The 26410-nt window shown below is 61.8% G+C and carries 19 protein-coding genes; 2 read left to right on the plus strand and 17 right to left on the minus strand.

Annotated elements, in window-relative coordinates; all coding sequences use genetic code 11:
• The first annotated feature begins 2 nt into the window (after positions 1–2).
• The gene (gene hutX, locus GKC30_RS12820) at positions 3–527 is read left to right on the plus strand and encodes a heme utilization cystosolic carrier protein HutX (RefSeq protein ID WP_155935341.1); all 525 of its coding nucleotides are present in this window, start codon (positions 3–5) and stop codon (positions 525–527) included.
• Positions 527–1033: a flavodoxin family protein gene (locus GKC30_RS12825; protein WP_155935343.1), complete on the plus strand. Its 507-nt coding sequence runs from the start codon at positions 527–529 to the stop codon at positions 1031–1033. The genes hutX and GKC30_RS12825 overlap by 1 nt, the downstream gene beginning before the upstream one ends.
• 91 nt (positions 1034–1124) lie before the next feature.
• Here GKC30_RS12825 and GKC30_RS12830 read toward each other — a convergent pair whose 3' ends face one another.
• The 17 genes from GKC30_RS12830 to GKC30_RS12910 all read right to left on the minus strand — a co-directional run bounded on the left by GKC30_RS12830 (position 1125) and on the right by GKC30_RS12910 (position 26394).
• The gene (locus tag GKC30_RS12830) at positions 1125–3269 is read right to left on the minus strand and encodes an RND family efflux transporter (RefSeq protein WP_155935345.1); all 2145 of its coding nucleotides are present in this window, start codon (positions 3267–3269) and stop codon (positions 1125–1127) included.
• Positions 3266–4726 carry an efflux RND transporter periplasmic adaptor subunit gene (locus GKC30_RS12835; RefSeq protein ID WP_155935347.1) on the minus strand — a complete coding sequence of 487 codons (1461 nt, stop codon included), beginning with the start codon at positions 4724–4726 and terminating at the stop codon, positions 3266–3268. Before GKC30_RS12835 ends, GKC30_RS12830 begins: the two co-directional genes overlap by 4 nt.
• Positions 4727–4733: 7 nt before the next feature.
• Positions 4734–5555, minus strand: a complete 822-nt coding sequence (locus GKC30_RS12840) for an efflux RND transporter periplasmic adaptor subunit (RefSeq protein ID WP_196772882.1) — start codon at positions 5553–5555, stop codon at positions 4734–4736.
• Positions 5556–5720: 165 nt separating this feature from the next.
• Complete coding sequence (locus GKC30_RS12845) at positions 5721–7460, minus strand: TolC family protein (protein WP_196772883.1); 1740 nt, start codon at positions 7458–7460, stop codon at positions 5721–5723.
• Between the two features lie 12 nt (positions 7461–7472).
• A complete protein-coding gene (locus GKC30_RS12850; protein WP_155935351.1) occupies positions 7473–14066 on the minus strand; it encodes a putative Ig domain-containing protein in 6594 nt (2197 codons plus the stop codon).
• A 110-nt stretch (positions 14067–14176) separates the two neighbouring features.
• Complete coding sequence (locus GKC30_RS12855) at positions 14177–15694, minus strand: hypothetical protein (RefSeq protein WP_196772884.1); 1518 nt, start codon at positions 15692–15694, stop codon at positions 14177–14179.
• Positions 15695–15801: 107 nt separating this feature from the next.
• A complete protein-coding gene (locus GKC30_RS12860; RefSeq protein ID WP_155935353.1) occupies positions 15802–16392 on the minus strand; it encodes a TadE/TadG family type IV pilus assembly protein in 591 nt (196 codons plus the stop codon).
• A 3-nt stretch (positions 16393–16395) separates the two neighbouring features.
• The gene (locus tag GKC30_RS12865; RefSeq protein WP_196772885.1) at positions 16396–16908 is read right to left on the minus strand and encodes a TadE/TadG family type IV pilus assembly protein; all 513 of its coding nucleotides are present in this window, start codon (positions 16906–16908) and stop codon (positions 16396–16398) included.
• Positions 16905–17840, minus strand: a complete 936-nt coding sequence (locus GKC30_RS12870) for a tetratricopeptide repeat protein (RefSeq protein WP_196772886.1) — start codon at positions 17838–17840, stop codon at positions 16905–16907. The genes GKC30_RS12865 and GKC30_RS12870 overlap by 4 nt, the downstream gene beginning before the upstream one ends.
• A 68-nt stretch (positions 17841–17908) precedes the next feature.
• Positions 17909–18835: a type II secretion system F family protein gene (locus GKC30_RS12875; protein ID WP_196772887.1), complete on the minus strand. Its 927-nt coding sequence runs from the start codon at positions 18833–18835 to the stop codon at positions 17909–17911.
• Positions 18836–18853: 18 nt separating this feature from the next.
• The gene (locus tag GKC30_RS12880; RefSeq protein WP_155935356.1) at positions 18854–19828 is read right to left on the minus strand and encodes a type II secretion system F family protein; all 975 of its coding nucleotides are present in this window, start codon (positions 19826–19828) and stop codon (positions 18854–18856) included.
• 3 nt (positions 19829–19831) lie between these two features.
• Positions 19832–21304: a TadA family conjugal transfer-associated ATPase gene (locus tag GKC30_RS12885; protein ID WP_155935358.1), complete on the minus strand. Its 1473-nt coding sequence runs from the start codon at positions 21302–21304 to the stop codon at positions 19832–19834.
• 23 nt (positions 21305–21327) lie between these two features.
• Positions 21328–22560, minus strand: coding sequence for a CpaE/TadZ family protein (locus GKC30_RS12890; protein ID WP_155935360.1), 1233 nt, complete (start codon positions 22558–22560; stop codon positions 21328–21330).
• A 2-nt stretch (positions 22561–22562) separates the two neighbouring features.
• A complete protein-coding gene (locus GKC30_RS12895) occupies positions 22563–23213 on the minus strand; it encodes a CpaD family pilus assembly lipoprotein (protein WP_196772888.1) in 651 nt (216 codons plus the stop codon).
• A 79-nt stretch (positions 23214–23292) separates the two neighbouring features.
• Positions 23293–24795 (minus strand): type II and III secretion system protein family protein, encoded by a 1503-nt coding sequence (locus GKC30_RS12900; protein WP_155935364.1) that lies wholly within the window; start codon positions 24793–24795, stop codon positions 23293–23295.
• A gap of 51 nt (positions 24796–24846) precedes the next feature.
• On the minus strand, positions 24847–25806 hold the full coding sequence (gene cpaB / locus GKC30_RS12905) for a Flp pilus assembly protein CpaB (RefSeq protein ID WP_155935366.1): 960 nt from the start codon (positions 25804–25806) through the stop codon (positions 24847–24849).
• A 33-nt stretch (positions 25807–25839) separates the two neighbouring features.
• Positions 25840–26394 carry an A24 family peptidase gene (locus GKC30_RS12910; RefSeq protein WP_155935368.1) on the minus strand — a complete coding sequence of 185 codons (555 nt, stop codon included), beginning with the start codon at positions 26392–26394 and terminating at the stop codon, positions 25840–25842.
• Positions 26395–26410 lie beyond the last annotated feature (16 nt).

Below are 26410 nucleotides of genomic sequence, written 5' to 3' on the forward strand. Positions count from 1 at the left end.
CCATGACCGCACAATCCTCACTCAGGCAATTGATCCGCGAAAGGATCGCTGAAAACCCGAGCACCATGACAGACGCCCTGGCCCGCGAGCTGTCCATATCCGAGGCCGAGGTGGTCCGCTGCCTGCCGGACGAGATGTGGACAGAAGCCCCGACAGAAGAGTTCCAGACCATCTGGAAAACCATGACAGGCTGGGAACGGATCACTTTCATCGCCCGCAACCCAGGCGCCGTGGTGGAAGTGTCCGGGACCTTGCCCGACGGCAGCCCAGGCCACGGCATGTTCAACCTGACAGACAGCTCCAACCCGCTTCGGGGCCACTTGATGATCAACCGTCTTGGCTCCATCCTCCTGGTGTCCAAGCCTTTTTTCAAGCTGGAAAGCCACAGCGTCCAGTTCTTCGACACCGAGGGAGAGCCCATGTTCGCCGTATACGTCGGCCGGGACGAGAAGCGGACCTTGCTCCCCTCCGTGCTGGAAGGATTCATGGCCCTTCGTGACCGCTACGCGACGCAGGAGGCCCGGTGATGTCCCTGCTCGTGGTTTATTCAAGCCGCACCGGCAATACGCGCAAGGTGGCCGAGTCAGCCCTCAGGGCCCTGCCAGAGAACGCGGTTCTGGCCTCTGTGGAGGACGCCCCGTCGCCGGAAGGATTTACTGCCGTGGCCGTGGGCTTTTGGGTGGACCGGGGAGGCCCGGACGCCAAGGCCCTGAAGTATATGGAAGGGCTCAGGAACCTGAAGGTCGGCGCCTTTGGCACCTTGGGAGCAAACCCCGATTCCCCGCATGCTGCCGAGGTCCTGCGCAGGACCGCGGAACATTTGCAGGGCAACCATCTGCTGGGAATGTTCCTGTGCCAGGGGCGCGTCGATCCCGCCGTGGTCGAGACCATGAAGCGCTCGGCCCACCACCCCATGACCCAGGAGCGGCAGGACAATCTGCGCGAGGCCGAGCGGCATCCCGATGACATTGATCTGGAAAACGCCTGTGCGTTTTTCAAGGCCGTTTATGACAGCGCCACCGCACAAGCGTAAGACGCTTCGGCCGACCTGCTCGGTCGGCTGACCCGGCCAAGCCTCCTCCTCCGTCCGGCCTGCCCGACACAGGGCAGGCCGGACAATCCATCTAGAAGCCTGTCTCGCGAAGGAAGACCGCCAGTGCGTATTGCTGAAACTGTCTGAAAAGACTTTTCTTTTCGGCAGAGATGAGAACCGTTCCGCGCACCACGCGGAGGTCCGCCTCTCGGCCCGGGACGGGACGCAGCAGAACTTTGTAGACCGCCAGCTCGGGCACCCAGGCATCAGACCCCGCCCCAAGGGCAGAGGCCACCCGCTCAGGAGCCCGGACCGCGGCAATGGCACCTCCATTTTGCGAGGCCAGCTCAGGGACAGCGGAGAGATGCCGACTGGCCATGGAATCAATGTGGGCGACCTCCATTTCCACGACGGCTTGCTCCGTGTCCTCGGGAACGAATCTGGCTCTGCGTCCCACTTGCAAGCGGTGCATTTCCCGCTCGTCCACATAGGCAACGGCCAAGGGCCGCGTCGCGTCGATGACGGTGCAGAGCCACTCCCCGGCACCGATCCATTCTCCTTGGGCCAGCGGGGCGGCCATGTCTGCGATGCGCCCGTCAAAGGGGGCGCGGACCGAGAGCTGTTCCTCCTGCGCCTCCAAAAGGGCCAGCCGCTTCAAAGCGGCCTGGCGCTCCTGATGCACCACGGGAACCGCTGCCGCGGTTTCCCGCACAACGAAATGGAAGGAAAGCTGCCATTGCAGGGCGGCTAGCTGCTGACGCAGCCGGGTGATCTCGCGCCGCAACTCCGGGGCTCGCAATTCGAAAAGGAGATCCCCCTCCCGCAGGGCCAGCCCATTGGCAGCATGGATCGTCACGACCTGCGAGTCCACCGGGGCGAAGATTCGGAGCTGGCGCTCAGGCTGCAGGAGAGCTGGCGCGGCGATGTCGCTGCTCCAGGGAACAAACAGGATGCAAACAAGGGAGAAAAGGGCGGCGCAAACCGTCACCTTGCGGAAACGGCTTGTTTCGCGCAGCAGCGGGGGCCACTGCTTCATCTCCCTGTAAACCGGAGCGAGGATGAACGCGAACACTTCCACCAGAAACAGCACAATGCCAAGGGCCTTGAAAAACATGTGGTACACGATGAGGGCTATGCCCAGGAACAGGAAAAATCGGTACACCCAGGTGGTAAAGGCATAGGCAATGAGCACCCTCTCCCGCCAGGGCTCGTAGCGCTCCGGCCTGTCGGCTCCCAGGGCGAACAGCCATTCGCGCATTTTCCAGCGGGCAAGGGCAAATGCCCGCCCTTGCAGATTGGGGACATTCAGGATGTCGGAGAGCAGGAAATACCCGTCAAACCGCATGAACGGACTGAGGTTGACGGTCAGGGTCATGATCCAGATGGTGGTCGACATGATGAACATCGCGCTGCGCAAGGGGCCGTCCGGCAGAAAGCTCCAGGCCAGCGTGGCCCAGGCGGCCATGGCCGTTTCCACCATCATCCCCGCGGCGCAGACCTGGGTACGCTGGCGCCGTCTGCGAAGCCGCCAGGCCGAGGAGGTGTCGGTGTACAAAAGGGGCATCATGACCATGAAAGCGAGGCCCATGGAGGGAACCCGGCAGCCAAGGCGCTTGGCCGCGTAGGCGTGCCCGAGTTCATGGGCCGCCTTGGATGCCCCCAGGGTGGCGGCGGAGAGGGCAGCCCCCTCCAGGGAAAAGAAATACAGAAAGGAGCTGCTGAACGCCTCCCACTGACGAGAGACCAGAAACAGCCCGAGAAGCGCAGCGGCACATGTAAGCAACAGGAACGCCCGGCTGAAGAAAACGCGTTCGACAACAGGCAGCGTCCGGGCCAAGAACCGATCCGGCCGGAGGAGCGGGACCCGGAAAAACAAATAGTTGCGCAACAGAAACTTGCCAAGCGGCTGGCGGAAACGCGCATTGTCCTCATGGATGTACCGGGCGATGGCGCCGCCGTCACGCGTGAGACTGTTGTGCTCCAGAAACCGGGCGAACTCCGTCAGTTGCTCGGAGTCCACGCCCAGGGGTGTCTGGGCCTGGATGGACCTCAGGATATCCTTAGGATTTCCAAGGTGCCATCGATTCAGGATTTCCGCCTCCACCCATCCTATCTGGAAGTAAAGGTCGCGACCGGGATCTTCGAGCAGCCACGAAGGCGACCCGTCGAAATTGCGCGGCCCGGGATGCAACAGAAGCTCCTGACGAAGCGCAGGCAGGGATTGCGCGACACTCATATGCCCAACCAGAGCCGGAACAGGATCAAAGGCTTGCGCAACAGATATACGGCGAAAACCGTTTGCTCTCCATAAAGCTTCGCCGTTCCCTTCAACCCCACGCGCAGATCCGGTGCGGCCTCGTTTGCGCCTGGCTCGAAGCTTGCCCGGACGCGATAGGCCAGCGTCCCGTCCGCCACAGGAACGGCGCGGTATCCGACACGGTCCAGAGCGGCCTCCACAGGCGAGGCCGGTTCGGCATTCAGGAACAGGCGGACACGAGCACCGGGATGCAACGTGATGGCGTCAGCCAGGGGCAGATGGGCTTCAAGCTCCACATCAAGCGGATCGGCAATGACCATGATACGCTCGCCCAGGGAGACCGGCCGCCCGCTCCACTCCTGCGGATCGTCGAACACCGCTATGCCGGAGCGATCGGCACGGATTTCTGTCCGAGCCAGCATGTCCTCAAGGTAGGCCGCCTCGCTGGCGGCCTGATCGCGCTGGCTCAGGAGTACGCCGAGGGTCGCCTTGCTCCTGTCGTCAAAGAGCGCCTGCTGTTGCCGCTGTCGCAGTTCGGCCTCGGCCACGGCCAAAGTCTGCCGGGCCGACTCGAGCTTTCCCTTGATGTCCTGCGCATCCATCAAAACAAGAAGGTCGCCCTGCTTCACCGTGTCGTTGGGGAGGATGTCGACCCGCTCCACAACGCCATGCAGCGGGGCGCGCACCGTGAAGGGCGCCCGCGGAACGACCTCGGCCGGAGCCAGCGCGGAATGGCGCACCGGAAAAAACAATACCGCAACAAGCGCAAGCAGCAATGCCAGCCTCCAGCCCCTGGAACGCAGCCGGGCCAGTGCTCCGCCCCAGCCGCCTGAGCCGAACCAAGAACGGGTGTCCCCTCCCAGGGAACGCCAGGCGTGGGAGTAGGCGTCACCCAGAAGGGCAAGCATGGCGGCGTCCTGGTTGGTCCACTCCTCGTCCCGCCACAGGACCAGCCCTGCCTGAAGCGATCCATCCGAGACAGGCCGCGTGGCCCCGGCCTCGTCAGTCGCGGCGTGTTTGGCCAGGGGCAACGGAATCCACAACCCTTTGTCCGGCAGATATTCCCGCCACATCCGCATGTCCTCGGATTCCGGCGCCACCGAGAGAGCGCAAGGCTCCCCCGCCCGCGTCGAGTCGGCGTGCCTGCCGATAAGGGCGGCGAGCCAGACATTGAATGTCGAGTTGTCCGCAGGATGCGCAAGGCCCGATAGGGCCACGATCTTCCCGGCCACACCCCTGCGGGCGCTGCCAGATTTGGATCGGCCCGGTTCCCCAACCCACAGCGCGGCCTGCCGGTATGGTGCCAGGCCGCTGGTTTCATTGACCATGACAAAGGTCAACTCGCGCCGGTCCTCGCAGGCACGGGCGCGTTTTTCCAGAAGAACAAGCCGCTGCAGTTGGTCCGCGTTGACCGCGGACGACGGTGGAGTGGTCATGGACTGGCTACCGGATCGTTTCCGACTGGACGGGCTGGGGAGGGACCACAAAGACCGTCCCGCTCATGCCCGGCATCAAAGGCATGCCGCCCTGCTCGTTGCGGGGGCCTTCGATCAGGGCGACAATCTTGACGGACTGGCTGACAGGGTCCACGACTCCGGCCATGCGCAATACCCGGGCCTGATGGCTTGCCCCGGTTTCGTCAACGGCAATGGTCATGGGGTGGCCCGGCTTGATCCAGGCCAGCCAGCGTGAAGGCACAATGGCCTCCACCTCAAAGGCACTGTCGTCGTAGATGCTGAACAGCTTTGTCCCCTCGGCCACGTGTTCGGACGCACGAACATATGTCTCCCCCACCCGGCCGGAAAACGGTGCCGCGATCTGGCATCGGTTGACCATCACGCGCTCGGCGCTGGTCTCGGCTCTGGCCACGGAAAGATCCGACTTGGCCTGCTCGTAATCCGCCACGCTTATGGAGTCGAGATCGCGCAGCTCCTGTGCGACATTGAGCCGTTTCAAGGCAGCGGCCTCTGCCTGGACGGCGCGGTCGAGCCTGGCCCTGAACAGGGCGCTGTCGTAGGAGACGAGGATGTCGCCCTTTTTGAATCGTTCGCCCTCGCGAAAGTGCAGGGCAGTGATCCGACCGGCCAGCTCGCTGGAAATTACGGCCTGCCTGATCGCGACGATCTGGGCTCTCTGGCCGTCTGAACCGGGCGTGGTCATCGCTCCGACGCCGTGGAGCTGAACCGGGACTGCTTCAAGCTCGGCCGAACCCGCCTGGGCCGTCAGGGGAACCAGGAGCGCAAACAGCGCGAACAGCACTCGCACGGCCTGAAAAGAACGGACAGGAAATACGTGGCACGGTGGTTTGGAACTGACCATTACATCCTCTGGAGATACTCTCGGTTTGCGCCTGAGTGCGCTGCCTCTTCAGGACGGCGGAGCCTTGGGGGATGCCCCCCAAAGGCTCCGCCTGCGGACTGCCGCATGCGGCTAGTCGCCCTGCAATGAACCCAGGTCTTCCCATGGACGGCCGACAACGAGGCGGATGGCAGGATGCCTGCCCGCTTCCCCGGATTGCGCCACGGCTTGACCGGATACGCCCGGCGCCTTGGCTGCGGGGGCGGCCTGAACGGCAGGAGCGGACCGTCCGGCCTGTGCGTCTGCCACGGCGTTGGCCTGTCCGGCCGGGACATAGGCCAGGTTCAAGAAGGGAGCGTTGACATGACCGAGTTCATTCATCCTGCCTTGTTCTGCGATTGCCGAGGCAAGACCCGCCACGCTCTGGTCGCTGATCTCTTCAGGCATGCTGTCAAGACCGGCGGCCTGATACACGGCGTCCTGAGCCTTCATCATTTCAGCATAGCTCATGTCGCGGGCGTGGACGGCCAGCAGGGTCTCCACTCTGGTGCGGATAAGTTCCAGCCGGGTTTCCGACTTGCTGGCAGCGGCGTGTTCGGTCTGCTCGCGGATGGCTGTTTGCAGCTCGCACAAATCCCTGGCCCGTTCAAAGGCCTTCTGGGCGTAATGGCGCTGATGCCATGCGATGTGCACCTGGGAAAGAACTGTCATCCGCAGCGCCTGACGGCGCAGAACGGCCACTCTTTCACGGTTTTCTCCTGCCTTGCGCTCCGCCGGGAGCGAGAGGAGCTTGAACAGGTTCCACCCCACCTGCACTCCGGCGCTGGTCCAGGTGTTGTTCACGAGAAAATCATTGCTGTCGTAGTTCACGCCGCCAAAGAGCGTTGCGTTGGGGAACATGCGCAGCATGGCCGATTGGGTCTCCAGGACCGCGTTGCGGGCCAGATAACTTTGCTCTCGCAGCTCCGGCCGCCGCACCATGGCCAGGGATTCCAGGGAAGGCAGCTCAAAGGACAGCTTGGGTTCCGTCATCGGACCTTCGGGAACGACCAGTGCGTATTTCGTTCCCGGAGCCAGGTTCATGAGGGAGGCAAGTTCCGCCTTGGCCTTGGCCAGTTCATTGTCGAGCTGTTCGATCTGACGCATCATGTTCAGCAGGTCGCGCTGGTAGCGCAGAGCCACTACCGGCGTCGTCAGCCGACGGCGCTCCGCCTCCCTGGACTGCTCAAGGGCCTGCCGGGCCTGCCCGAGGGTGGCCGCGACCTCGTCACGCATCCGCTCTGCAGAAACGGCCGCCCAGTATGCGGCACGGGTCTGGCGAATGATGTCGCTGACCACGCGGCGGCGGCGCTCCTCTGCCGCCAGGGTCTTGTTGCCGTGGGCCTTGGCTTCGAAGTAGCTGAGGCCGAAGTCAAGGATGTTCCAGGTCATTTCGAGCTTGGCGGTTTCCCCTGAACGCTCGCGGCTTTTCGAGGGCTCCAGCGACTGGCGGCCGGTGTTGATCGATTCGCTGGACGACGCGTCGTCGTTGTCGCGGACCCGGTAACCGGCTTCTGCTGTGAGCTTGGGCAGCAGGTTGAAGTGTCTGATGTCCGTCAGGTTCGAGGCCAGCGCCCGTTCCATGAGCGCCTGCCGGTGTTGCAGGTTGTATTTGATGGCCCTGGCCACAGCCTCCTCCAGAGTGACCGGGCCAAGGATCGGCTCCTGGCTGCTGAACATGGTCGCATGGTCGGCGGCGGCCAGAGTGATCATGTCCTCATGGCTCAACGCCGGAGGCTTGCTCACCGCGCATGCGGACAACAAAACCGACAGGAGCAGCACGCCCAGCATGGCAGGGAGCTTGAGAAAGGGGTTGATGGTTCGGGTTTTCATTTGGGTTCCCCATTACAGGTTTGTGGGTTGATTTGCTGCTGCCAATTCCATCCTGGCGGCGCTTTCTCCGGCGGAAGTATTGCCTGATATGGTCGGGATGGGCAGCACGAGCGTCTGCCCCAGGCTGCGATTCAACTGCTCGGCCAGGGAGGGCTTGCCTCCCGGCAAGACCAGGCCGGAGCTGAGAACCATGTGTCCGTCTTCACGGAAAGAAGCACCGATCCGCCCGCCGCCTTGCTGTGACATGGGCGCTACGGGAGAGCCGCCCTCCTTGGCGGTCGGTTCTGCCGCGGCTTCGGCATCGCGGACGGGACGGACGCTCAGGGGGCTCACTTCGACTGGGAGCCTGAGCTGTTCGCCGCGTTCGGTTTCGATCAGCACCATGACCCTGGCCTGACCGGGATTTCGGAAACCCGCCGCGATCAAGCTCCATCGGGCCGTATCCAGACGCATCCCTTGGACCATTTCTCCGGTGTCCGCCCAGACCAGCCTGTACGAGACGATGGGCGCGTTGATGCCGAGCCGCTGCGGATCAGGCAGGGAGAAGATGTGACGGTTGCCCGCGACATCGTACACCCAGGTTCCGTGGACTGAGGCAAGCGGTGCAAACGCGTCGTTCAGCCCGACGCCCTCCTCCAACGCGGGCGCGTCAAACACACCTGCTCCGGTGTCAAAGGAAGACGGCTCACCCGAGATCATGGCATCCAGCATGTTCAAGGCTGAGTCCGCGCCATTGGCTCCCTGGCTGGCAAAGTTGACTCTCACGGGAGTATTCCAGCCCGAGCCGCCGTCTCCGGCTGGGACGGAATCAAAGCCGCCGCCAGTAAAATCCCCCTCGGCGCTGCCCGGAATGTCCGGCTTGGCCGTGTCGCCGGGGGACGGCAGGTCTTCCACCAGAACGATGGCGCTGTCGATGACCACCGTGGAAGCGATGTTCAGTGCCGCGGGGTGTGCGCTGGCGTCGCTGAGGCTGGTCAGGGTCACGGTGACGGAACCGCTGCCCATCTGCGACTCGGCAACGCGGTAGGCCATGCCGTCCACCAGGGTCTGCACGTCCGCCGACGCCGCGCCAGCGAGGTCGATGGTCACCACCGCCTTGCCGCCGACGATCTCCACCTTGTAGCCGTAGCCGTTGGCGGCTGTGGTTGCGCCCCCCCCGGTGGCGGTCAGTCCGATCTCATGGCCGTCGATCACCAGGGCGTGATTCGCGCCGCTGGTTCCGACCGTGACCACCAGCGTGGTCAGCTCTTCTCCGTTCACATCCAGGCCCACGGCCACGTTGTCGAACAGGTCCACGTCGTTGCCGGAAACGGTTCCGTCGGCCGCGATGGACACCGTGCCGCCGGAGGCGTCTGCCGTCAGGGACGGCGGCGTCGCCACCTCAAGGGAGAAGGCGTGCTCCACGGTGCCGCCAAAGTTGTCGCTGGCGCTGATGGTCACCGTGAAGACTCCTCCTGTGGTCGGCACACCGGAGATGGTCCTGGTGGACGCATCAAAGTCAAGGCCGTCCGGGAGGTCGGTCACGTTGATGGTGAGCGGGTCGCCGTCGGCATCGCTGAACAGGCCCTCGGGCAGTACCATCCGGTATTCCTGGCCGTGGCTGGCCTGATCCAGGCTGAAGTCCGGGAGAGCAAGCTCCGGCACGTTGTTTTCCGCCACGGTCAGGGTCAGCACGAGCTGGCTGCTCGCTCCCTCGGAATCGGTGACGGTCACCGTTATTTCTTGGCTGCCGGACGCTGGCGCCGTTCCGGCAATGGTCCGCGTGACCGCGTCGAAGCTCAGGTCGTCCGGCAGACCGCTCACCTCCCAGGTGAGGGCATCGCCTTCCGCATCGGTGAACAGGCCCTCGGGCAGTGTGCAGGCGTAGTCCGTCCCCTCCTTGCCGGCGGGGAGGGCATACCCGGGCAGGGAGACGATCGGCGCCGTGTTTCCGGTGATTTCCAGCACGACGCTCTGCTCGGTGACACCGCCGTGGCCGTCGTCGGCGCTGATGCGTACCGTGTAGGTTCCGGCCGTTGTCGGCGAGCCGGAGATGACGCCTGTGGCCTCGTCATAGCTCAAGCCGGACGGAAGGTCTTCCACGCTGACCGTGAAGGAGTCGCCGTCGGCATCTGTGAAGAGGCCGCTCAAATCCTGCGCGTATTCGTGCCCTGTCCTGCCGTCGGGCAACGCGAAGTCCGGGTTGGCAAGCTCGGGAGCGCTGTTTTCCGTCACATCCAGAGTCAGGGTGATGCTGGCCTTTGCCCCGAAGGAATCGGTGGCCGTCACCCTGACGGCCACACTGCCGGCGGTCGTCGGCGTACCCGAAATGGTGCGGGTCTCGGCATCGTAGGTCAGGCCGGTCGGCAGGCCGGTGACCGTCCAGGTCAATTCGTCGCCGTCCGGGTCGGAGAACAGGCCCTCGGGCAGGATGTGGGTGTACTCATGCCCTGTGATGGCGTCTGCGAGGGTGTCGCCGGAATCCACTACAGGGGCATTGTTGGCGTAGATCAGGGCAATGGATGCCTGGGCGCTCTTGGACCCATCGCTGACCGTCAAGGTCATGTCCATGCGGAGGTCTGCGCCGGTCCCTTTGTAGGTAATCTGCCGGGCCACCTGGTTGGCCACCTCCTTGGTCACGGAGCTGGTGAAGGCGATGGTCAGGGAGCCGCCCGTGTCCGTGAAGGTGGCGATTTCGATTCCATTGTGCCGGATGACCCCGCCGGACATGGTCAGATCGTTGCCGTCCTGGAACCCGAAGGAGTCTGCGGCATTGGCGCCGCTGGTTCGCTCCAGGGTGAGAATGGTGCCCTGGTAGTCGCCTGCCGCGTCGAAATCCGCATCCGCGAAGTGAATGCCTGAGCCGATGACCACCTCGGCGCCGGAGCGGTCAAGGGTCACCACCGGCAGGAGGGATGCGGTTTGCAGGCCCGAGGTCACCAGATAGCCGCCAATATAGATGTTGCTTCCGTCAGGACTGACGGCCAGGTGGGAGGTCTGGCTGTTCATGTTCACCGTGTCGGAAAGCGAAAGCTCGCCAGTTTCCGAATCGATTGAGCAGATGATGAGATTGTTGCTGCCGTAAGCGCCCACATACAGGGTGGAACCGTCAGGAGACAGGGCCATTTCGCGCAAATACATGACGGAGCCGGCGTTCCATGTGTCAAAGGACTGCACATAGGTCAGCATCCCGTCATCACCCAGACTGAACACCGAGACCAGAGCGGAACTGAAGGTGCTGGCATACAGGTACTGGCCGTCCGCAGTGATAACGATGTCCACCACATTGGAAAAGGCATTGTTCTGCACAGTGTCGCCTTCGGCCACGTTCACATTGGTGCTGTTCACCGAAGCACGGAAGATCAGCTCGCCGGTTTCCGTGTCGCGTGAGAAGATTCCGATGCACGAACTGGAATAGTTGGACACGTAGACGAACTCGCCGTCCGGCGAGATGGTGAGCGATGTGGGATTGTTCACCCCCAGTTCTGCGCTGCCGCCCGTGTAGGTGGCAACATGATTGAGTGTGCCGTCCGAGTTTATGGTGTATGTGTCAATGTCGTGGTTGTTGGTGCTGCCATGGTTGTGCGCCTTGCCGCTGAAGACGTAGAGCGATTTGCCGTCGTCGGAGAGCACCAGCTCCGTGGCCAGGGTGGACCATGGCGTCTTGGTCACGGTCAGGGTGTCCACCACGCCCTGGTAGGAGAGTTCTCCGGTATCTATGTCTCGGGTGAAGAGGACGATGGAACTCGTGGTCTCTCCGTCATAACCGGATACGTAGACCCGGGTGCCGTCGCTGGAGATGGCCGCGCTGCCTATCTTGTTCAGGCCGGCCGCTTCGCTTTGGGTAAAGGTTTGCATCAGGGTCAGTGCGCCAGTTTCCGTGTCGCGGCTGTACACGTACAGGGTCGAGTCGCCGCTGCCCATGGTGCCGCTGCTGCCGCAGACGATCACGGTCTTGCCGTCCGCAGAGATATCGACCTCGTTCACATAGTCCGTGAATCCAGTGAGACTGCCGTCGTTGTAGAGGAGGCCGGGGTCGGTGTCGGTGTCGCCCGTATCAACGCCCACCGTGGGCGCGTTGTTCACGGCCAGGATAACGGAGGAGGTCAGCCCAGGGTTGGAGGTGTCCGCCCCGCCGTTGGCCGTGCCACCGTTGTCCGTCAAGCCGGAGATGGTAAAGGTGCGCGTGCCGGACATGGCCGTTGCGCTGGTGTTGCCGTAGGCCAAGCCGTTCACCAGGCCGATCATGGCCGTGGTGTTCATGCCTTGGGCCGAGGATATGGTCAGCGTGGCCGTGCTGCCGGCAAGGGTGTAGGCATAGGTGTAGCCGTTGGCGGTCGTTCCGGTGGCGCTCTGACTCAGGTCTATTTTCGTACCGTCCACCATGAGGTATTCGGCGCTTGATACGTCTGCCAGGCCACCGATTGTGAGCTCCAGCTCGGTCAGAGATTGCCCGACACCTCCGGTATTGACCAATGCTTGGGAGAACAGGCTGACCTCTTCTCCGGCGGACTCGTACTTGGGTGAACCGTCCACAGTGGCATCCAAGGTCGGCGCCGTATTGACTCCAAGAAGGATCGGAATTCCGATGATCTGACTGTCAAGACCGCTTTCGCCTTGGCCATCGTTGGCGACGACGGCAAGCGTCAAGGCTGTGGATGATCCCCCGTCATTGCGGTAACTCCACTGGCGCACAACGGCGTTGGCCTCGGCCGTGGTTGCTCCCTCGGCAAAGGTGATCACGAGTTTGCCTTCCGCATTGGTGAAGGTGGCGATGGTTCGGCCGTCTTTCATGACGCTATTGCCGTCGACAGTATACCCGTTGGCTGCCGCAAAGGCGAAAGTATCGGCCGCGTTGGCCCCTTCTGCACGCTCCACGGTGACGCTGGCGCCACCGTAGTTGCCTTCGCCGCCGTTCAAGGCATCAAGGTTCGCGTCAGATATGGTGATGCCGGACGCAAAATCTATGCTCTCACCGAAGACACCTGATATTTCGCTGGAAATCCGGTAGACATTGCTGCCTCCCACCATAACGTCGCCGCTTTCACTCACAGTCAGGGGATTGGACCCGTCAACTCCTTCGACTGTTGTAGTCAGCTTCAGACTTCCGTTACTGTCAATGGAATATACATCCAGCGTGCCATCGGCAGTGGTAATGTACAGGACGTCCCCATTTGTACTTGTCACAAAATCATTTGCTGCAACGCTATCTACGGTGTCTGTCAATATAATATTCGTACCGTCAAAGAAATATGCGTATATTTTATATACTCCAACTGTGTTATAATTTTCGTCATACCCTGTGTAGTAGCTGCGTACGAAGAATCTTGATCCGTCTTTTGAAGCTGTTATGTTGTAGGAGGCACCGTAATTATTCACATCGTTTAGAATTGATGTTACTTTGTTCAAAGTACCACCGTCTGTACGCTCGTACACTGTAATAATGCCTGGAAATCCACAACCGACAGCGTACACATAATTGCCAACAGATGTTGCAATAACGCCATTGGCTGAATCGGTCGCCAACTGCTGTCCATTACTTAAATCGCCGGTCGTCAAATCCACATTGATGACAAAAAATCCCTCATAGGCGCAGCTTACGTACAGCTGTTTACCATCATCAGACGCGCTGATCGCAAAGGCATTCAAGGAATCACCATCTTTTATCTTGATTGATTCCTTGTAGGTTAACTTGCCATCACCGCCGATAGTCAACGCCACGATATTGTTCCCGTCGATGGCGTACAGAGTTGAGACCTCCGCATTCAGTGCCATGCCCGAGACGGTACTCAAATCGTTCACATTCTTCAGGGATTGAATTTCCGTCAAAGTACCGTCTTCGCCAACGGAGAACACGCAAAGGTTGCCGTCCGTATCCGCCGCGTAGAGATATTCGACGCCGCCGACGGTGTAGGTGCTCACCTCTGAGGCCGTACCGAGATTTTCGCTGTTGAACATGCCAGCTAAATCATACCCATCGGTTAAGTCGAGCACAGGGGCTACGTTTCGGGCAGAGTCGACGGTGACCGTGGCGCTGATGTCCAGAACGGTCGTGTCTGAATCGTCTGAGATGCTGGTCAGGGTGATGTTGAAGGAACCGCTTTCTGCGGCCGAAGGATCGAGCATTTTATAGTGCATGCCGTCAATGGCTTCTCCCACAGTGCCCGCGTCAATGTAAAACTTGATTGTCACCACGGCATTGCCATCCACAACAGAAACCTGGTATGAAAATTCGTTATTGGCGGTGGAGTTCCACCCGCCAGTTGCCGTGAGCGCAATCTCCGTTCCATCGAACACAAGGGCATGCTCGGCCCCGCTGGCACCCACGGTGACCACCATCTCGGTGATGTCACTCTCGTCTGCGTCGGGGAAGATTTTGACATCGTCGAAAATATCAAGCGTGTCGCCAGAAACGATGTTGCCGTCAACGTCGATGATGCAGGTGCCGTCCACACCATCCGCAGTACCTGAGGGCGCGGTCGAGGAGGCTCCTGTCAGCATGATTGCATCACCGACAGCTTCGGATGCCACTTCACCCGCAGTTGCCACAGCCGCACCATCGAACATCATGCGCGGCTCAAGTGCCAGTGCCAGGCTGGATCTTTGGGCGATTCTGCTTTTTTTCATGATGATAACCCCTTGAAAGTTGTTGTTGCTCGTCAAAGCCTGAAGGGAGTGATTGTTGTCTGCTCCGGGAGATGTCGACGGATGTCCCTTCTGGTTCCTTTTGGCGCTGTTTATTCCACCAGCCAGACAAAGCTGCTCTGGCTTTCCAGGTCAGAGGCGATCGCCTCAAGTTTGCTTTTGATCTCTCCTTCAGCTCCGACGAAGGAGGTGTTGTCGACAAAGGAGATGTCATCCGGGTCTTCGGTGCAGGTCAGGAGTTGGGGGTAGGCGTTTTGCTCGAAAAGGTGCTGCCCATGGTCCTCGGGGTCGCCCGATCGGACCCCGATGAAATAGAATTTGATGTCGTGCTCGCGAAAGCTGCCGCACAGGTTCAGGAAGCGGTTGCGGACAGCCTCGTATACGTCGCGACCGGAATCGTGTTCGTTATCGTCATCGTTCTCTATCTCGTCACCTATAACTATGGGCGTGTTCACACTTTCCGCGTCTTCTCCCACATAGGAATTGTATGCGTCGGTATCGAACCAGTCTCCCTCGGTTTTGCCCAGCATGACGATGGCCTTGATGTTGGTATTCTCCTCACCGCTGAAATCCAGGGGCCGCTCTGCGTCGCCCCATCCGGCCGAGCCCCTGAATGCGGGTGACAGGGCCATGGCGCCCCAGCCCATGGCTATGGCGTAGTTGATGTTGAACCCGCTCTCCATCTGGTTCAGGCGCGCATCAATGTCATCCATATTATTGGTCAAAGGCAGCAGGGCGGCCGTAGGGCAGCCTTTATCGCCAACAATGTATCGCGTGTCTGCCACCCCGGTGGCCTTGCCAAAGAATGGATTTGGCCCCTTCCAACTAATGTAGGGCATCCAGTTGGCGTTTACAGGAAGGTCGTGGCGATAGTGTATTTTGAATCCTGCGATCGGAGACTCGGTCCAATAGTAGTTTTCTCCCGGATGAACCCCGCGATAAACGGCCAACCGCTTCACCCGCAGATCAGGCATGGCGCGGCTGGCCAGACTGGTGATCCCGTAATTGTTGGACATAAAGAGCGAAGTCAGCTCCACGGGCTTGAGCGCCCCGGTTTCAGCCCATTGAGTAACTCGGTCGGGATAATCTCGATCATACACATTGACCGTCTGGCTGTAGGGAACCAGGGCCATCCAGCGATCCGGCTTGTCCTCGATCAGCCGTTCGGCCAGAGTCTTGGTCAGGCGGCTCAAGGCGGCGAGGTCCGCCGGAGACTCCGAGCTTGTGTTGGGCAGGACCATGGCGAGTTCAATGGGGCAGTAGATGGCCACCGCGGCCGAGGAAACCGTCACGGCCCGGTCATTGCCGCCCAGCATGGACGGCTCCGCCGTATAGGTGGCTGAAACGCGGAAGCCGTCGTAGCTGTCCTTGCTGTAGGGGGCAACGGTCACCTCCAGCTGCGGTTCGACCTGGCTCCGGGAAAAGCCGAGGTTGGCCTGCACGTATTGCTCGGCCATCTCCTGCACATTGGTGGATTTGTCCCTGGCATAGGCCAGGGCCGTGGCCGTGGCCGCCGCATCGGTGGCGTGCTTGAGTTGGGCCGAATCCGAGGTCAGCCGCGTGCTGTCCACCACAAAGGCCAGGACGGCGATGCTGCCAGCAAGGAGCATCAATGCCGGGATGGCGGCCGATCCCCGCCTCGCAGCGACGTTTCGACCCTTTTTTTTCGATGCGCGGCAAGCCCGTTTCCAAGGGAGAACAAAGTTGGCGAGATGAATCATAGCTCTTGCTCCGCTTCGCTTGTGATCTGGTTCTCTTCCTGCAACTCGTCGTCAATGGTGATATTTTTGGCGTTGGCCCGATAGATTCCCTCGACCTGAAGAACTTCCGGCATGAGTATGCCCCCGTACGACCGGATGTCCCCTGTGTCGCGGCAGGCCTGAACCACGACCAGGGAAAAGGTGCTGTTGTCCTCATCGCTCCCGCTGTCGCTCTCCTCGGGCCGATCTTCCGGCAGATCGCCGGTGTAGTACCCTTCCTCGATGGGCGGCTCGCACAGATCCTCTGCTTCGCCCCGCTCCAGGGCCCACACGACACGCCCGGACTGCATGACGCTCATGATGAGCATCTGCTGACTTTCGGCGTGTCCCTGCATGACGATTTCGGTCAGGGCGTCGAGCCCCTTGCGTGTGAGTTTCGGCTGCGCCGCGATATTGATGGCCGCGCTGCTGGCCGCGGACTCAAGCCGGGTGCGCTCAATGCCGATCCGGTGCATGTCGCTGGCCACATAGCCAACGGCGAAGAGCATGGTCATCATGAGCGCCGCCTCCACAGCAATGGAGCCGCGCCGGTCGTTCTTACGTGGCATCGATCAATCCTCTTGCCGGGGCAGGTAGCTCAACACCTGCTCGAATCGATACTGAAAGCCATTATCAACAAAACTCAGCAACCGTGGCAGCGGGGTCAAAAAATCCTTGTGGATATCCACGGTGATCCGCCACGCAGGGGGAATCTTCGAAAACCCGCTCCCGCTGCCGTCCTCTTCCTGCCCTTCGTCCTCGTCCGCACCGCCCAGGGCGTCGAGGGATTCGAACCTCTCGATGAAGACAGAAACAATATCCGCTTGCGACAAATACCCGTGCGACGCCTCGGCCATGTTGCGGCGCAGTTCGCTTTCGCCCTCCTCGCCCGGCTGCCCGCTGGCCCGCATCTGCTGCACGGCACGTTGCAGGGCGACCTCGCCCATGTCGATGGTCAGCCCGATGTTGGCCAGCTCCATGACCACCATGGCGGCGATGATCAAGACCGGGAAAAGAAACGCCGCCTCCACCGAGACCACCCCGCTTCGGCTTCGCGCCCCGGTACGCCTTATGCGATCACTCACAGCTGAGCCTTGGCCCTGGCCGCGCTGCCGCGCCCAATGGCACGGGAATTATCGGAAATGTCCTGCCCCAGGACGTTTGCGCCGACATCATTGGTCTTTGCGGGCGGATGAATCGCAATCAGCTTGCCCGACGCCCGCAACATCTCCTCGGAAATGGTGCTCTCGCCAGCGTCAATCCGTTGCTGCATTTTCGCGAACATGCCCATGAAGGTTTCGCACTGCTCGGAAGGCATGAATTCACGAAGGCTGGCCCTGGCCCGTTTCTCCTGACCTCGCAGATAGAATGTGAAAGCCATGTTGAGGCTGAGTGAAGGGGAATCCGACAAACTCCTGGCCTGATTGAACAGACGAATTGCCTGATCGGGATCGTTGCCGCTCAGATACGACAAGGCCAGATTGTTCAGAATCCGCACATCGGCAGGATCAAGCTCGTTGGCCTGGATCAGGGGCTTCCTGGCTGCCTCGTGGTCGCCAAGGGTATCAAGCAGCACCCCCAGGGCATTGAGCGCGGCCACGCTTTGCGGGTCCGCATCCAGGGCTTTCTCCAGATTGGCCTGAGCCAGGTCGTACTGGCCGACGGCCATTCTGGCGCGACCCAGTCCAGTGTACAGCTCGGCTTTCTTCTCCTGAGGCAGCTTCTTCATCTCCTCGGCAAGGGCCTTTTCGGCCCGCATGAACAGGGAGAGCGTCTCTCGCGGCGGAGACACCAGGGAGGCGATGTTTGCATACTCCAACAGCTCGAGGGGCTTCATGCCTCCCCGCTTGTCCAGTTGCGCATAAACGCCCAGAGCCCCCTCGTAGCCGCCCTGCTCGCAGAGCAGTCGGGCCAGGCGCAAGGCGCTGTCGCTGTCGGAGGGCGTGGCCTGTTTCTCCTGGGCCGAAGGCGGCGGCGTGAGCATCTGCTTGCTTTTGGTGCCTTGCGAATGCGCCATGCAGCCCGTGAGAGAACCGCAAACAAGAACAACGAGAAAAACGGAGGAAACAGCAGTACGGAAAGCGATCATGACAGAAGGCTCCTTATGACGCGCATCAAGGCGGGTGTGGCAACCAGGGCCACGACCGGGGGAAGGATCATGGTCATCAGCGGGATGCTGAGCTTGGCAGGCAGTTTGCCGGCCCGTTCCTCAAGGGTAAGGATGAGTGAGTTGCGGCTTTCGGCGGCGATGTTGTTCAGGGCCTGGGCCAGGGGAGTGCCGTAGCGTTCGGCCTGAATCAGCGTCGCCACCATGCTTTCCACCGTGGGCACCATGGTCCGCTCCGCCAGATGGCGCAGGGCGCTGGTGCGGTCCGGCAACAGCTGCAGTTCCGCGCTGGTTACGGACAATTCGTCTGCCAGAACGGGCGCACTGAGCTCCAGCTCCTTGGACACGACCTTCATGATGCGCGTGAACGGCAGACCCGCTTCCGCGCAGATGACCATCAGGTCCAGCGCATCGGGCATGCTGCGCGTTATGGCGTTGTGGCGGGCCGCTGCCCGCGCCTTGAGCAACATTTCCGGCCCCACGCCCCCGGCAAAGAACGCGCCCATGGCCAGGGCGATGTTGCCGAGGCTCAAGCCCTCGCCGCCGCCAAAAGCCAGGGCCATGACCAGGCCGGAAAGACCCAGTCCGGTTTTGACGATCATGAACAGCCCGGTGGCCTCATCCTGCCGAAACCCCGCCTGGGTCAGCAGGCGGCGTTGATCCTCCCGGCTTTTCTCCGTGCCCGCCAGCTTTTCTCCGAGTTCGGCGAGGCTTGCCACCCAGGGAGGAAGGGAACGCCCACGCCCTGCGGCGATGGACTCCGCCCCTCCCTGCCGGCCACGTTCCGCGGGGTCGGAAGGCTTCCCAAGTCGCGTCTCAAGGGGGTTTTTCCTGCTTTCGTTGAAAAAGGCCGCAAGGATAAGGCCGCTTGCTCCCAGCATCATGAATATGACAAGCCACTGCATGGTTGCGTCTCCTGCGCTCTAGCGCACCCGCCGGACCATGGCGTAGGTTATCCCGAGCCCGGAGAGAACGCTGGCCGCCGAGTACGCCAAGACCTTGACCCCGGCCGGATCGCTCAACAGAAACTGGAAGTCGTTGGGCGCATTGAAATACATGTACGCCAGAACACCGGGCACCAGCGTTGCGACGATTTTGATGGAGGCGCGGGCCTCGGAGGTCTTGGCCTGCACCTTCATGGCCAGCTCAGCACGGGACCGCAGGGTGGTGGCCAGTCCTCCGAGGGTGTCCGCGAGCCTTCCGCCGGACTCCTGGCTGATGATCAGGATGACGGCGAAGAAGCGATATTCGCGCAGGGGGACGCGCTGGGCCGACTCCTGCAATGCCTGGCGTAGCGGCACGCCAAGACGCAACCAATGATCCAGGGCGAGCAACTCTCCTGCCAGGGGGCCGCGCAGGTTCTCGGCCGCAATGGCAAAGGAGCTTTGGGCCGGAACGCCTGAGCGGCAGATGCGGGCAATGGAGTCGATGGCCTCGGGCAATGCCTGCCCCAGGGCCTCCATGTATTTGTTCATGGCGCTTTGGTAAGCCACCATGCCGATGGCCGCGGACAGCGCAACGGTCCCGATCAGGACAGTCGTTACCGGATACGGCGTCATGCGGGCGACGAGGGCGGAGCCGACCAGGCCGCAGCCTAGGACGGCCAGCACCCGGAGGCGCAGATTTTTGCTCCAGCCGAGCATTTCGATATTCCTTGAGAGCTTGCGGTACGCCCTTCGCAGTTTGGCAAAAGGCCCCGCGTAGGCGTCCTGGGCCAGGACAATGGAATCGTCGGCGTCCTGGCGGCGTACCGGATGGTCCTGTTCCACCTGCCGCTTGAGTTGCTCAAGCCTGTCCTCGACGGCTTCCCTGCGAAGACGCCTCTGGCTGAACGCCCGCAGGACGTAGACAAGGACGAGCACGAACAGGAAAACGAGCATGGTGAACAGGTTCAACATGGACTAATCCTCGTACAGATGATTTTTTTCGGTGTAGAACTTGGGCCGGAGGCCGCTGCTCAGATGTTCCCCGACAATCTTGCCGCCGCCTCCGAGGGAGTGTGTTCGGAATGCGAAAAGCTCCTGCGTCTGGATGACCTCCTCCTCCATCCCGCACACTTCCACTATCGAGACCAGTCGGCGGGCTCCGTCGCGCATGCGTTCGATCTGGACAATCAGGTCCACCGCGCTGGCGATCTGCCTGCGTATGGCATTGAGCGGGAGCTGCATGTTGGCCATGAGCACCATGTTTTCAAGGCGCATCAGGGCGTCGCGGGGAGTGTTGGCGTGGACGGTGCAGAGAGAGCCGTCGTGGCCGGTGTTCATGGCCTGAAGCATGTCGAAGCACTCCCCGCCGCGCACCTCGCCGAGAATGATGCGGTCAGGGCGCATGCGCAACGCGTTGCGAAGCAGATCGCGTTGCGTGACCTGCCCGCCCCCCTCAATGCTTTCGGGGCGGGTCTCCAACCGGACCACATGCTCTTGCTGCAATTGCAGTTCTGCCGCGTCCTCAATGGTGACAATGCGGTCGCTTGCGCTGATGTTGAAGGACAGGGCGTTCAAAAGCGTCGTCTTACCCGCGCCGGTACCGCCAGAGACAACGATGTTCAGCCGCGCCTGCATGGCCCTCCTGAGAAGCATGGCCATATCCATGGAGAGGGCGCCGCCCTCGGCCATCGCCTCCAGCGAGAGCTTGCGCCGCGCAAACTTGCGGATGGAGATGGTGGTACCGTCCAGGGCCAGGGGATGCGTGATGACGTTGACACGGCTGCCGTCCTGCAGCCGGGCATCCACCATGGGGTTGGCCTCGTCGATGCGGCGGCCCACCCGTGCGGCGATGCGCTGGGCCGTGTTGAACACATGCTCCTCGTCGATGAACGAAATCGACGTGAGCTCAAGCTTGCCGAACCGTTCCACAAATATCTGATTATGGCCGTTGACCAGAATGTCATTGACGCTGTCGTCGGCCAGCAGCGGCTCTATGGGGCCAACGCCGAGCATCTCATCAAGCATCTGCTCGGCGATGGTCTTTTCTTCCTGAGCGGTCAGCTGAAAGCGGTTGTCGTCGCAAATGCTCTTGATGAGGGCGTTGATCTGCGACTGCAGGTTTTCCCGCTCCGTGGTGGCGGCCTTGATGGGGTCAATCTGGGTAAAGACCTCGTCGCGAATGAGCCGCCGAAGCCGCGACCCCTCGGACTCCGGCTGTTGAGCCGTTCTTTTCGCGGACCGCGACTGCGGAGACTGCCGCGACGAGCCCGCCTCGGAAAACGGCTGCCCGGCCCCGTCGCCCGAGGCGTCCGGCGAAACCGCCACCGGGCGAACAGCATGGATTTGCTCGTCGTCAGGGGAATTGACCCGCTGGGGAACCGAAAAGCCGCGGCGCATACCGCCGGTCTGCTTGACGGGTTCTACTGGATTTCGTCTGATGAGCAACATGGCAATACCACCTTTTTTTTTCGTCAACGAAGCCGCAAGCTCTGCCGAATTCGTTTGATTATCCCCGGGCAATGGGCCGGGGCCGACGGGTTTCCGAGAAGTGCGTTGGACAGTCGTTCCATGCCTTCCTTGAAGGCAGGCGCCCTGCCAAGATTCAGACTCCCCTCAAGCAGACTGGCGTCAAGGGCGCTTTCGACATGGGGCAGCTCCAAATCCACCCGCCAGCCCAAGAACTCCTCGAACTGGTCGCGGGGCAGAAATTGCCTGCTTCGATGCCTGGAGGCGTTGACCACGAGAAACAGCCGCTGACCCTGGCTTTCATCGCCGAAATCCGTCAGCAGCATGCGGGTGGCCCGTGCGTTTTGCAGGGTGTAGTCAGTGACGATGATCCGTATATCCGCATGGGCCAGCAGCCCGTCGCTTCCTCCCGGGCGGTGCGACGGAATATCCCATACGGACATGGAATAGAGTTCGCACAGCGCCACACCCAGCTGCAAAAGCAGCTCGGGGTCCACCGGAGTCTCCTCTCCGGGCCGCTGGGCCAACAGATGCAGCCGCTGCGCTGCGCCATTGCGGCCCTCCTGGGTCAGGAGCGCCCGCTGGATAAGCCGCAAGTCGACTTCGGACGCAGCCAGAACCCCGGCAAGGCCGCTGTTGGCCTCCAGCCCGAGCAGCAGGGCCAGATTGCTGCCGCGGCGATCGTAATCGACCAGGACCGTCGGGATGTTATGCGTTCCGGCCAGTTGCTGCCCCAGTGCGGCAACGACGGTGCTGGCGCCCACGCCTCCGGTTGCGCCGACGACGGCCACTGTCTGTCCGGCGCGGACGCAGCCGGGCTGGGGCTGAACCAGCCAGATGGACTCGTTGGCACGGGTCAGGGTCTCCGAGAGTTGCACCAGTTGCAGCGGTGTGACCAGATAGTCAAAAACGCCAAGTTGCAACAATTTGCGGTAGAGGTTCACATCCTGTTTGTCGCCCAGGGCAATGATGCGGCAGCCCGGACCAACGACCGCCCCCAGTTCCGCCAAGGAGCGCGTGGGGTGCGCCTCCTCGCTGATGTCCACAATCAGGATGCCGGGAGGCGTGGTCTGGGTGCACCAGGCCAGAGCCTCCCTGGGCCCGCCGGGCTTGATGGTTGCGGTCAGCCGCCCCAGGCGGTTGAAGGCATCCTCGAGGCTGGGCGCATCCTCGGGGCGGCAAAATACGGCCACCGCCTCGCCCGCGTTGTTTTCGGCAATGTCTGCTGCGCTGCTCACGGTTAGTTCTCTCCAAAATCGATATCGATTAACTCTTTTGTCTCGTCGTTGAAGTAGCGCTCCACCGCCGAGGTGGCGATCTTGCCTTCCGTCGGAGCCAGCGCGCGTGGTCTGATCAGGTCGCGGGGATCGCTGGCCATCATGGCGATGTTGGCTTCATTGGCGCATCCCAGTGTGCCGATGGCGTAATAGGGGGATACGGTCCAAAGATCCGGCTGAGCCACGGTGCAATCAGGGGCATTGACCACCACCGCCTCGGATATCAGCTCAATATCCCACCCCTGCTGCTGCCGGGTCAGGTCTTCGGCGGGGGCGGATCCGGCCCCGGCCTCCACCTCGTAGGCGCCGCGCCGGGGGGGATTCGCTCCGGCGTCCGTCAGGGTCTTGGCCAGTCGCGGGGCGAGCTTCTCCCCGGCCGGACTCAGGGCCACGATGGTCAGAACCTGCCTGCGGATTGGCCCCTGCGAGGTCAGCATCCTGTTGGCCGCGTCAATGGATTCGGCTGTCAGGCCGCCGCCTGGCGAGACCTGCAGATACAACGCACGAGCCTGGACCGAGGTGGTGACGCCTTCTGTCCGCTCTTGTTGAAAATTCGCGGCCCGCAACCGATGGATGGTGCGCTCCGCTCCGCAGCCGCCAAGAAGGGAGCCCATTGCCAAAAGGCCGCAGAGGCACAAGAGCCATGTTGATGCAGAAGTTCTCTTTTTCATTGGTACGATTTCCGGTTGACGTTCAATACAGGTATCCCACGGAAGCGTCCCTGGGCAGAAAGGCGTCTACGGCTCCGATTCCCTTTCCCGGGGTGCGCAGGTCGGCATAGGCAACGGGATCGACCACGTTGGCGGTCACTATGATGACCAATTCGGAGTCGGTCACACTTGTCTCCTCATGCTCAAAGAGGTGGCCCAGCAGCGGAATGCTTCGCAGTCCGGGCACTCCAGAGACTTGTTGCGAGGAGTTGGAGCGCAACATGCCTGCCAGGGCAAAGCTCTGGCCGCTGGCCAGCTCCACGGTCGTCTCCGCCCGTCGGACAGTGAGGGCGGGAATGATGGAGCCACCCTCAAGGGCGACCGCACCTTCGGCTGTCAACTCGCTGACTTCGGGCGCAATGTGCAGGCTTATCCGGTTTGACGAAAGAACGGTGGGCGTCATGCGCAGGATGACGCCATAGGACTTGTAGTCAATGCTTATGCTGTTGCCGGTGACGATGACCACGGGCACTTCGCCACCTCCCGCAAAGGACGCGCTTTCGCCCGACATGGCCGTGAGGTTGGGCTCGGCCAGCAGGGAGGCAAAGCCCTCTTCGGAAAGGGCCGAGATGAGGCCGCTCAAAGAAAACTGACCAAAGGTCATGGCACCGCCGATGGCACCGCCGGAACCGCTGGGCATGAGGCCCCCGAAGGTCTCGGTTCCCGCGGCCACGCTATAGAGCGCCTTGGCGTTTCCGGTGCCGAAGTAGAGAGGGCCTTTTGATGTACTTAGCACGGTCCGCCAGTCGAAGCCCAGCTCGCGGGAAAGGGAACGGGTCACTTCCACCACGCGCACCTGGATGTTGACCTGGGAGGACATCTCCACCCGCAACTGATTGATTACCTGAGTCTTGTTCGACGGGCTGTCACCGTTGGAGCGGTTTCCGCCGCCGCCCCGTCCTCCGCCTTCTGCGGACGCGGCGTTGATGTTTCCGGTGGACCCCGCCTCAAGGTAGGACTCCACCAGATCAATGACCCGCTTGGCGTCAATGGCGGTCTGCACCTTGCCTCGGACGATCATGAGGTTGCTCAGGGTCGGTTCGAGCTCCACCTCGGCGCCGGGCACGGCGCTGGATATTTCGCGGGTGAGTCGCTCCAGGTTGTATTCCACCACGATGCGCACCGCGGCAATGATCTCTCCCCTGGCGTTGAGGGCGTAGAAGGTGGTGGCCCCGACTTCCTGGCCGAAGAGAAACGCCTTGTCAGGTGCGGGCATCTGGAAGCTGGCCACTCCGGGGGCGGCGACCAGCACCTGGGCCGCCGGGCCAGGCAGCTGAAGCATGAAGCCTTCGCGAAGATGGAGTCGGATCTGTCCGGTTTCCTTTGCCGTCAACAGGTTTCCGGGAAGGGATTCGTTGTTTCCGCGCACGACGACCTTGGGAGATTCCGATGGAGCGGCAGTGGCCGGAACCGCCCAGAGAAAAGCGAGCAAGGCCACGTGGGCGAGCAGGGCCAGGGGCGTATGACGCCAATCCGTTAACATCATTCTGTACTCTTTTGCTTGATGATTGGTTTGCTGGGGTCAGGGTCTCAGCCCTCAGAAGTTGACCGCTCCGACTTTGGCGCCGTGAAATGTCTGCACCATGGCCGTGGTCTTCGACTTCTTGTTGGACACGAAGATGGAGGTGGCATCGTGCAGGCGGGTGACCTGATCCTTGTTCCCCTCCGCCAGTTCCGCGTCGGCCGTGTCTACATCCTTCACGCTGCGCAGCACGACCTGCAGCGATCCGGCCTCACGGGCAACCGCCAATCGCTCGGCTTCGTCTGGAGTGGCCTCCAGCGTGATTGTCTCATAGACGTTTCTACGCTGAGGCTGTGCGCCCTTGGCCGCCGTGGACACTTCCTGCCCGTTGGTGGCGACCACGGACAACGGGGCCAGGCTTGTCGTGTCGCTGTTGAGGGCCAGGACGCGCACCCGGCGCAAAATGGTCTGGGCAGCGAGATTGGCCTGGGCCAGCCCGCCGGATTCGGCAGACATCATGGCGGCTTCGCTCCGCTCCACACTGAGGATCACGTCCACCCAGTCGCCCGCGCTCACCAGCCCCGCATTGCTCGTCACCGCCGAAATGGGGATCGAGATGGCCCGCATTCCCGGGGAAAGCACCGCAGCGATGAATCCCGGGCTCCCTGGGCGCAACAGCAGGTTGTCCATGATTGGTTTTCCGGCCTCAATGTCCTGCCGCACGGTGGCGCCGAACAGATTCTGCTCGTGCTTGCGCCGGGAGTCGGCGGAGTTGCCGACGATTTCCCCGGGGCGGATTCCAGCCGCCTCCATCTGGGCCCATTGAACGGTACTTCCGTCCACGAAATCGCCTGGCTGCAAGCCGTTCACGGCAACAAGCACGAACTCGGGTGCAGCCACGGGCTCGGGCTGCTTCTCAACAATGATTTTCTGAGGCTCCGGGGGGCGCATCAGGTTCCGCGCCACCAGGGCCGAACTCGTGGCCAACACAATTGCGACAGCCAGCAGCGCAACAGAGGATTGTCTCAACTTCATAACGGCACAGTCCTGCTCAGATTTAGCGGCGCTTCACGCCCATGTTCGCATCAACGCAACAAAGATCCCTGCCGCGATTGCTGGCCCGTAAGGCACCCCTTGCGCGTCCTCACGCAGCAAAATCGCAGGAATCGAACCAGAGGTCGCTCCGACTGGTCCCGGCATGCGCATGACCAGGGACGCCAGTACCATCTCCACCCGGCGAAGCATCGGGAGCTGCAGAATCATCAGACCCCCGGCCAGGGCCGTCGCCAGCAGAAACGCGACAGCCTCTTCACCCAACCACAGACATGACACGGCAGCGAATTTCACGTCCCCGGCACCGAGCGCCCCCAGGCAGAACAGAGCGTATCCCCCTATCAGCACGGCGGCCGAGCAACCAACGCCGAAGACCAGCCCCGTGGGCGGAAACCCCGCCCGGCCGACACTCACAGCGGCCCAGAGGCAGAACAGACCCCACAACCCGAGCAGGGCGACTGTCAGCGGATTGGGAATGCGCCGGTAGAGCAAGTCGCAGCTGGCGGCCAGCGTTGCTGCCAGAGCCAGACACACTGCACCCGGCAGACCGAAGATTGTCATGGCATCCATGTTCCCGCCCCGGTTC

This window comes from Pseudodesulfovibrio alkaliphilus, assembly GCF_009729555.1.
Taxonomy (GTDB): domain Bacteria; phylum Desulfobacterota; class Desulfovibrionia; order Desulfovibrionales; family Desulfovibrionaceae; genus Pseudodesulfovibrio; species Pseudodesulfovibrio alkaliphilus.

Excerpts from the sequence above, each read along its gene's own strand:
- GKC30_RS12895 (WP_196772888.1), bottom strand. The coding sequence starts at position 23,213 with ATGGGCTCCCTTCTTGGCGGCTGCGGAGCGGAGCGCACCATCCATCGG.
- GKC30_RS12875 (WP_196772887.1), bottom strand. The coding sequence starts at position 18,835 with ATGCAGTGGCTTGTCATATTCATGATGCTGGGAGCAAGCGGCCTTATC.
- cpaB (WP_155935366.1), bottom strand. The coding sequence starts at position 25,806 with ATGAAGTTGAGACAATCCTCTGTTGCGCTGCTGGCTGTCGCAATTGTG.
- GKC30_RS12900 (WP_155935364.1), bottom strand. The coding sequence starts at position 24,795 with ATGATGTTAACGGATTGGCGTCATACGCCCCTGGCCCTGCTCGCCCAC.
- GKC30_RS12860 (WP_155935353.1), bottom strand. The coding sequence starts at position 16,392 with ATGCCACGTAAGAACGACCGGCGCGGCTCCATTGCTGTGGAGGCGGCG.
- GKC30_RS12845 (WP_196772883.1), bottom strand. The coding sequence starts at position 7,460 with ATGAAAACCCGAACCATCAACCCCTTTCTCAAGCTCCCTGCCATGCTG.
- GKC30_RS12835 (WP_155935347.1), bottom strand. The coding sequence starts at position 4,726 with ATGACCACTCCACCGTCGTCCGCGGTCAACGCGGACCAACTGCAGCGG.
- GKC30_RS12825 (WP_155935343.1), top strand. The coding sequence starts at position 527 with ATGTCCCTGCTCGTGGTTTATTCAAGCCGCACCGGCAATACGCGCAAG.
- GKC30_RS12870 (WP_196772886.1), bottom strand. The coding sequence starts at position 17,840 with ATGGCGCATTCGCAAGGCACCAAAAGCAAGCAGATGCTCACGCCGCCG.
- GKC30_RS12855 (WP_196772884.1), bottom strand. The coding sequence starts at position 15,694 with ATGCTCCTTGCTGGCAGCATCGCCGTCCTGGCCTTTGTGGTGGACAGC.
- GKC30_RS12880 (WP_155935356.1), bottom strand. The coding sequence starts at position 19,828 with ATGTTGAACCTGTTCACCATGCTCGTTTTCCTGTTCGTGCTCGTCCTT.
- GKC30_RS12830 (WP_155935345.1), bottom strand. The coding sequence starts at position 3,269 with ATGAGTGTCGCGCAATCCCTGCCTGCGCTTCGTCAGGAGCTTCTGTTG.
- GKC30_RS12885 (WP_155935358.1), bottom strand. The coding sequence starts at position 21,304 with ATGTTGCTCATCAGACGAAATCCAGTAGAACCCGTCAAGCAGACCGGC.
- GKC30_RS12910 (WP_155935368.1), bottom strand. The coding sequence starts at position 26,394 with ATGGATGCCATGACAATCTTCGGTCTGCCGGGTGCAGTGTGTCTGGCT.
- GKC30_RS12850 (WP_155935351.1), bottom strand. The coding sequence starts at position 14,066 with ATGAAAAAAAGCAGAATCGCCCAAAGATCCAGCCTGGCACTGGCACTT.
- hutX (WP_155935341.1), top strand. The coding sequence starts at position 3 with ATGACCGCACAATCCTCACTCAGGCAATTGATCCGCGAAAGGATCGCT.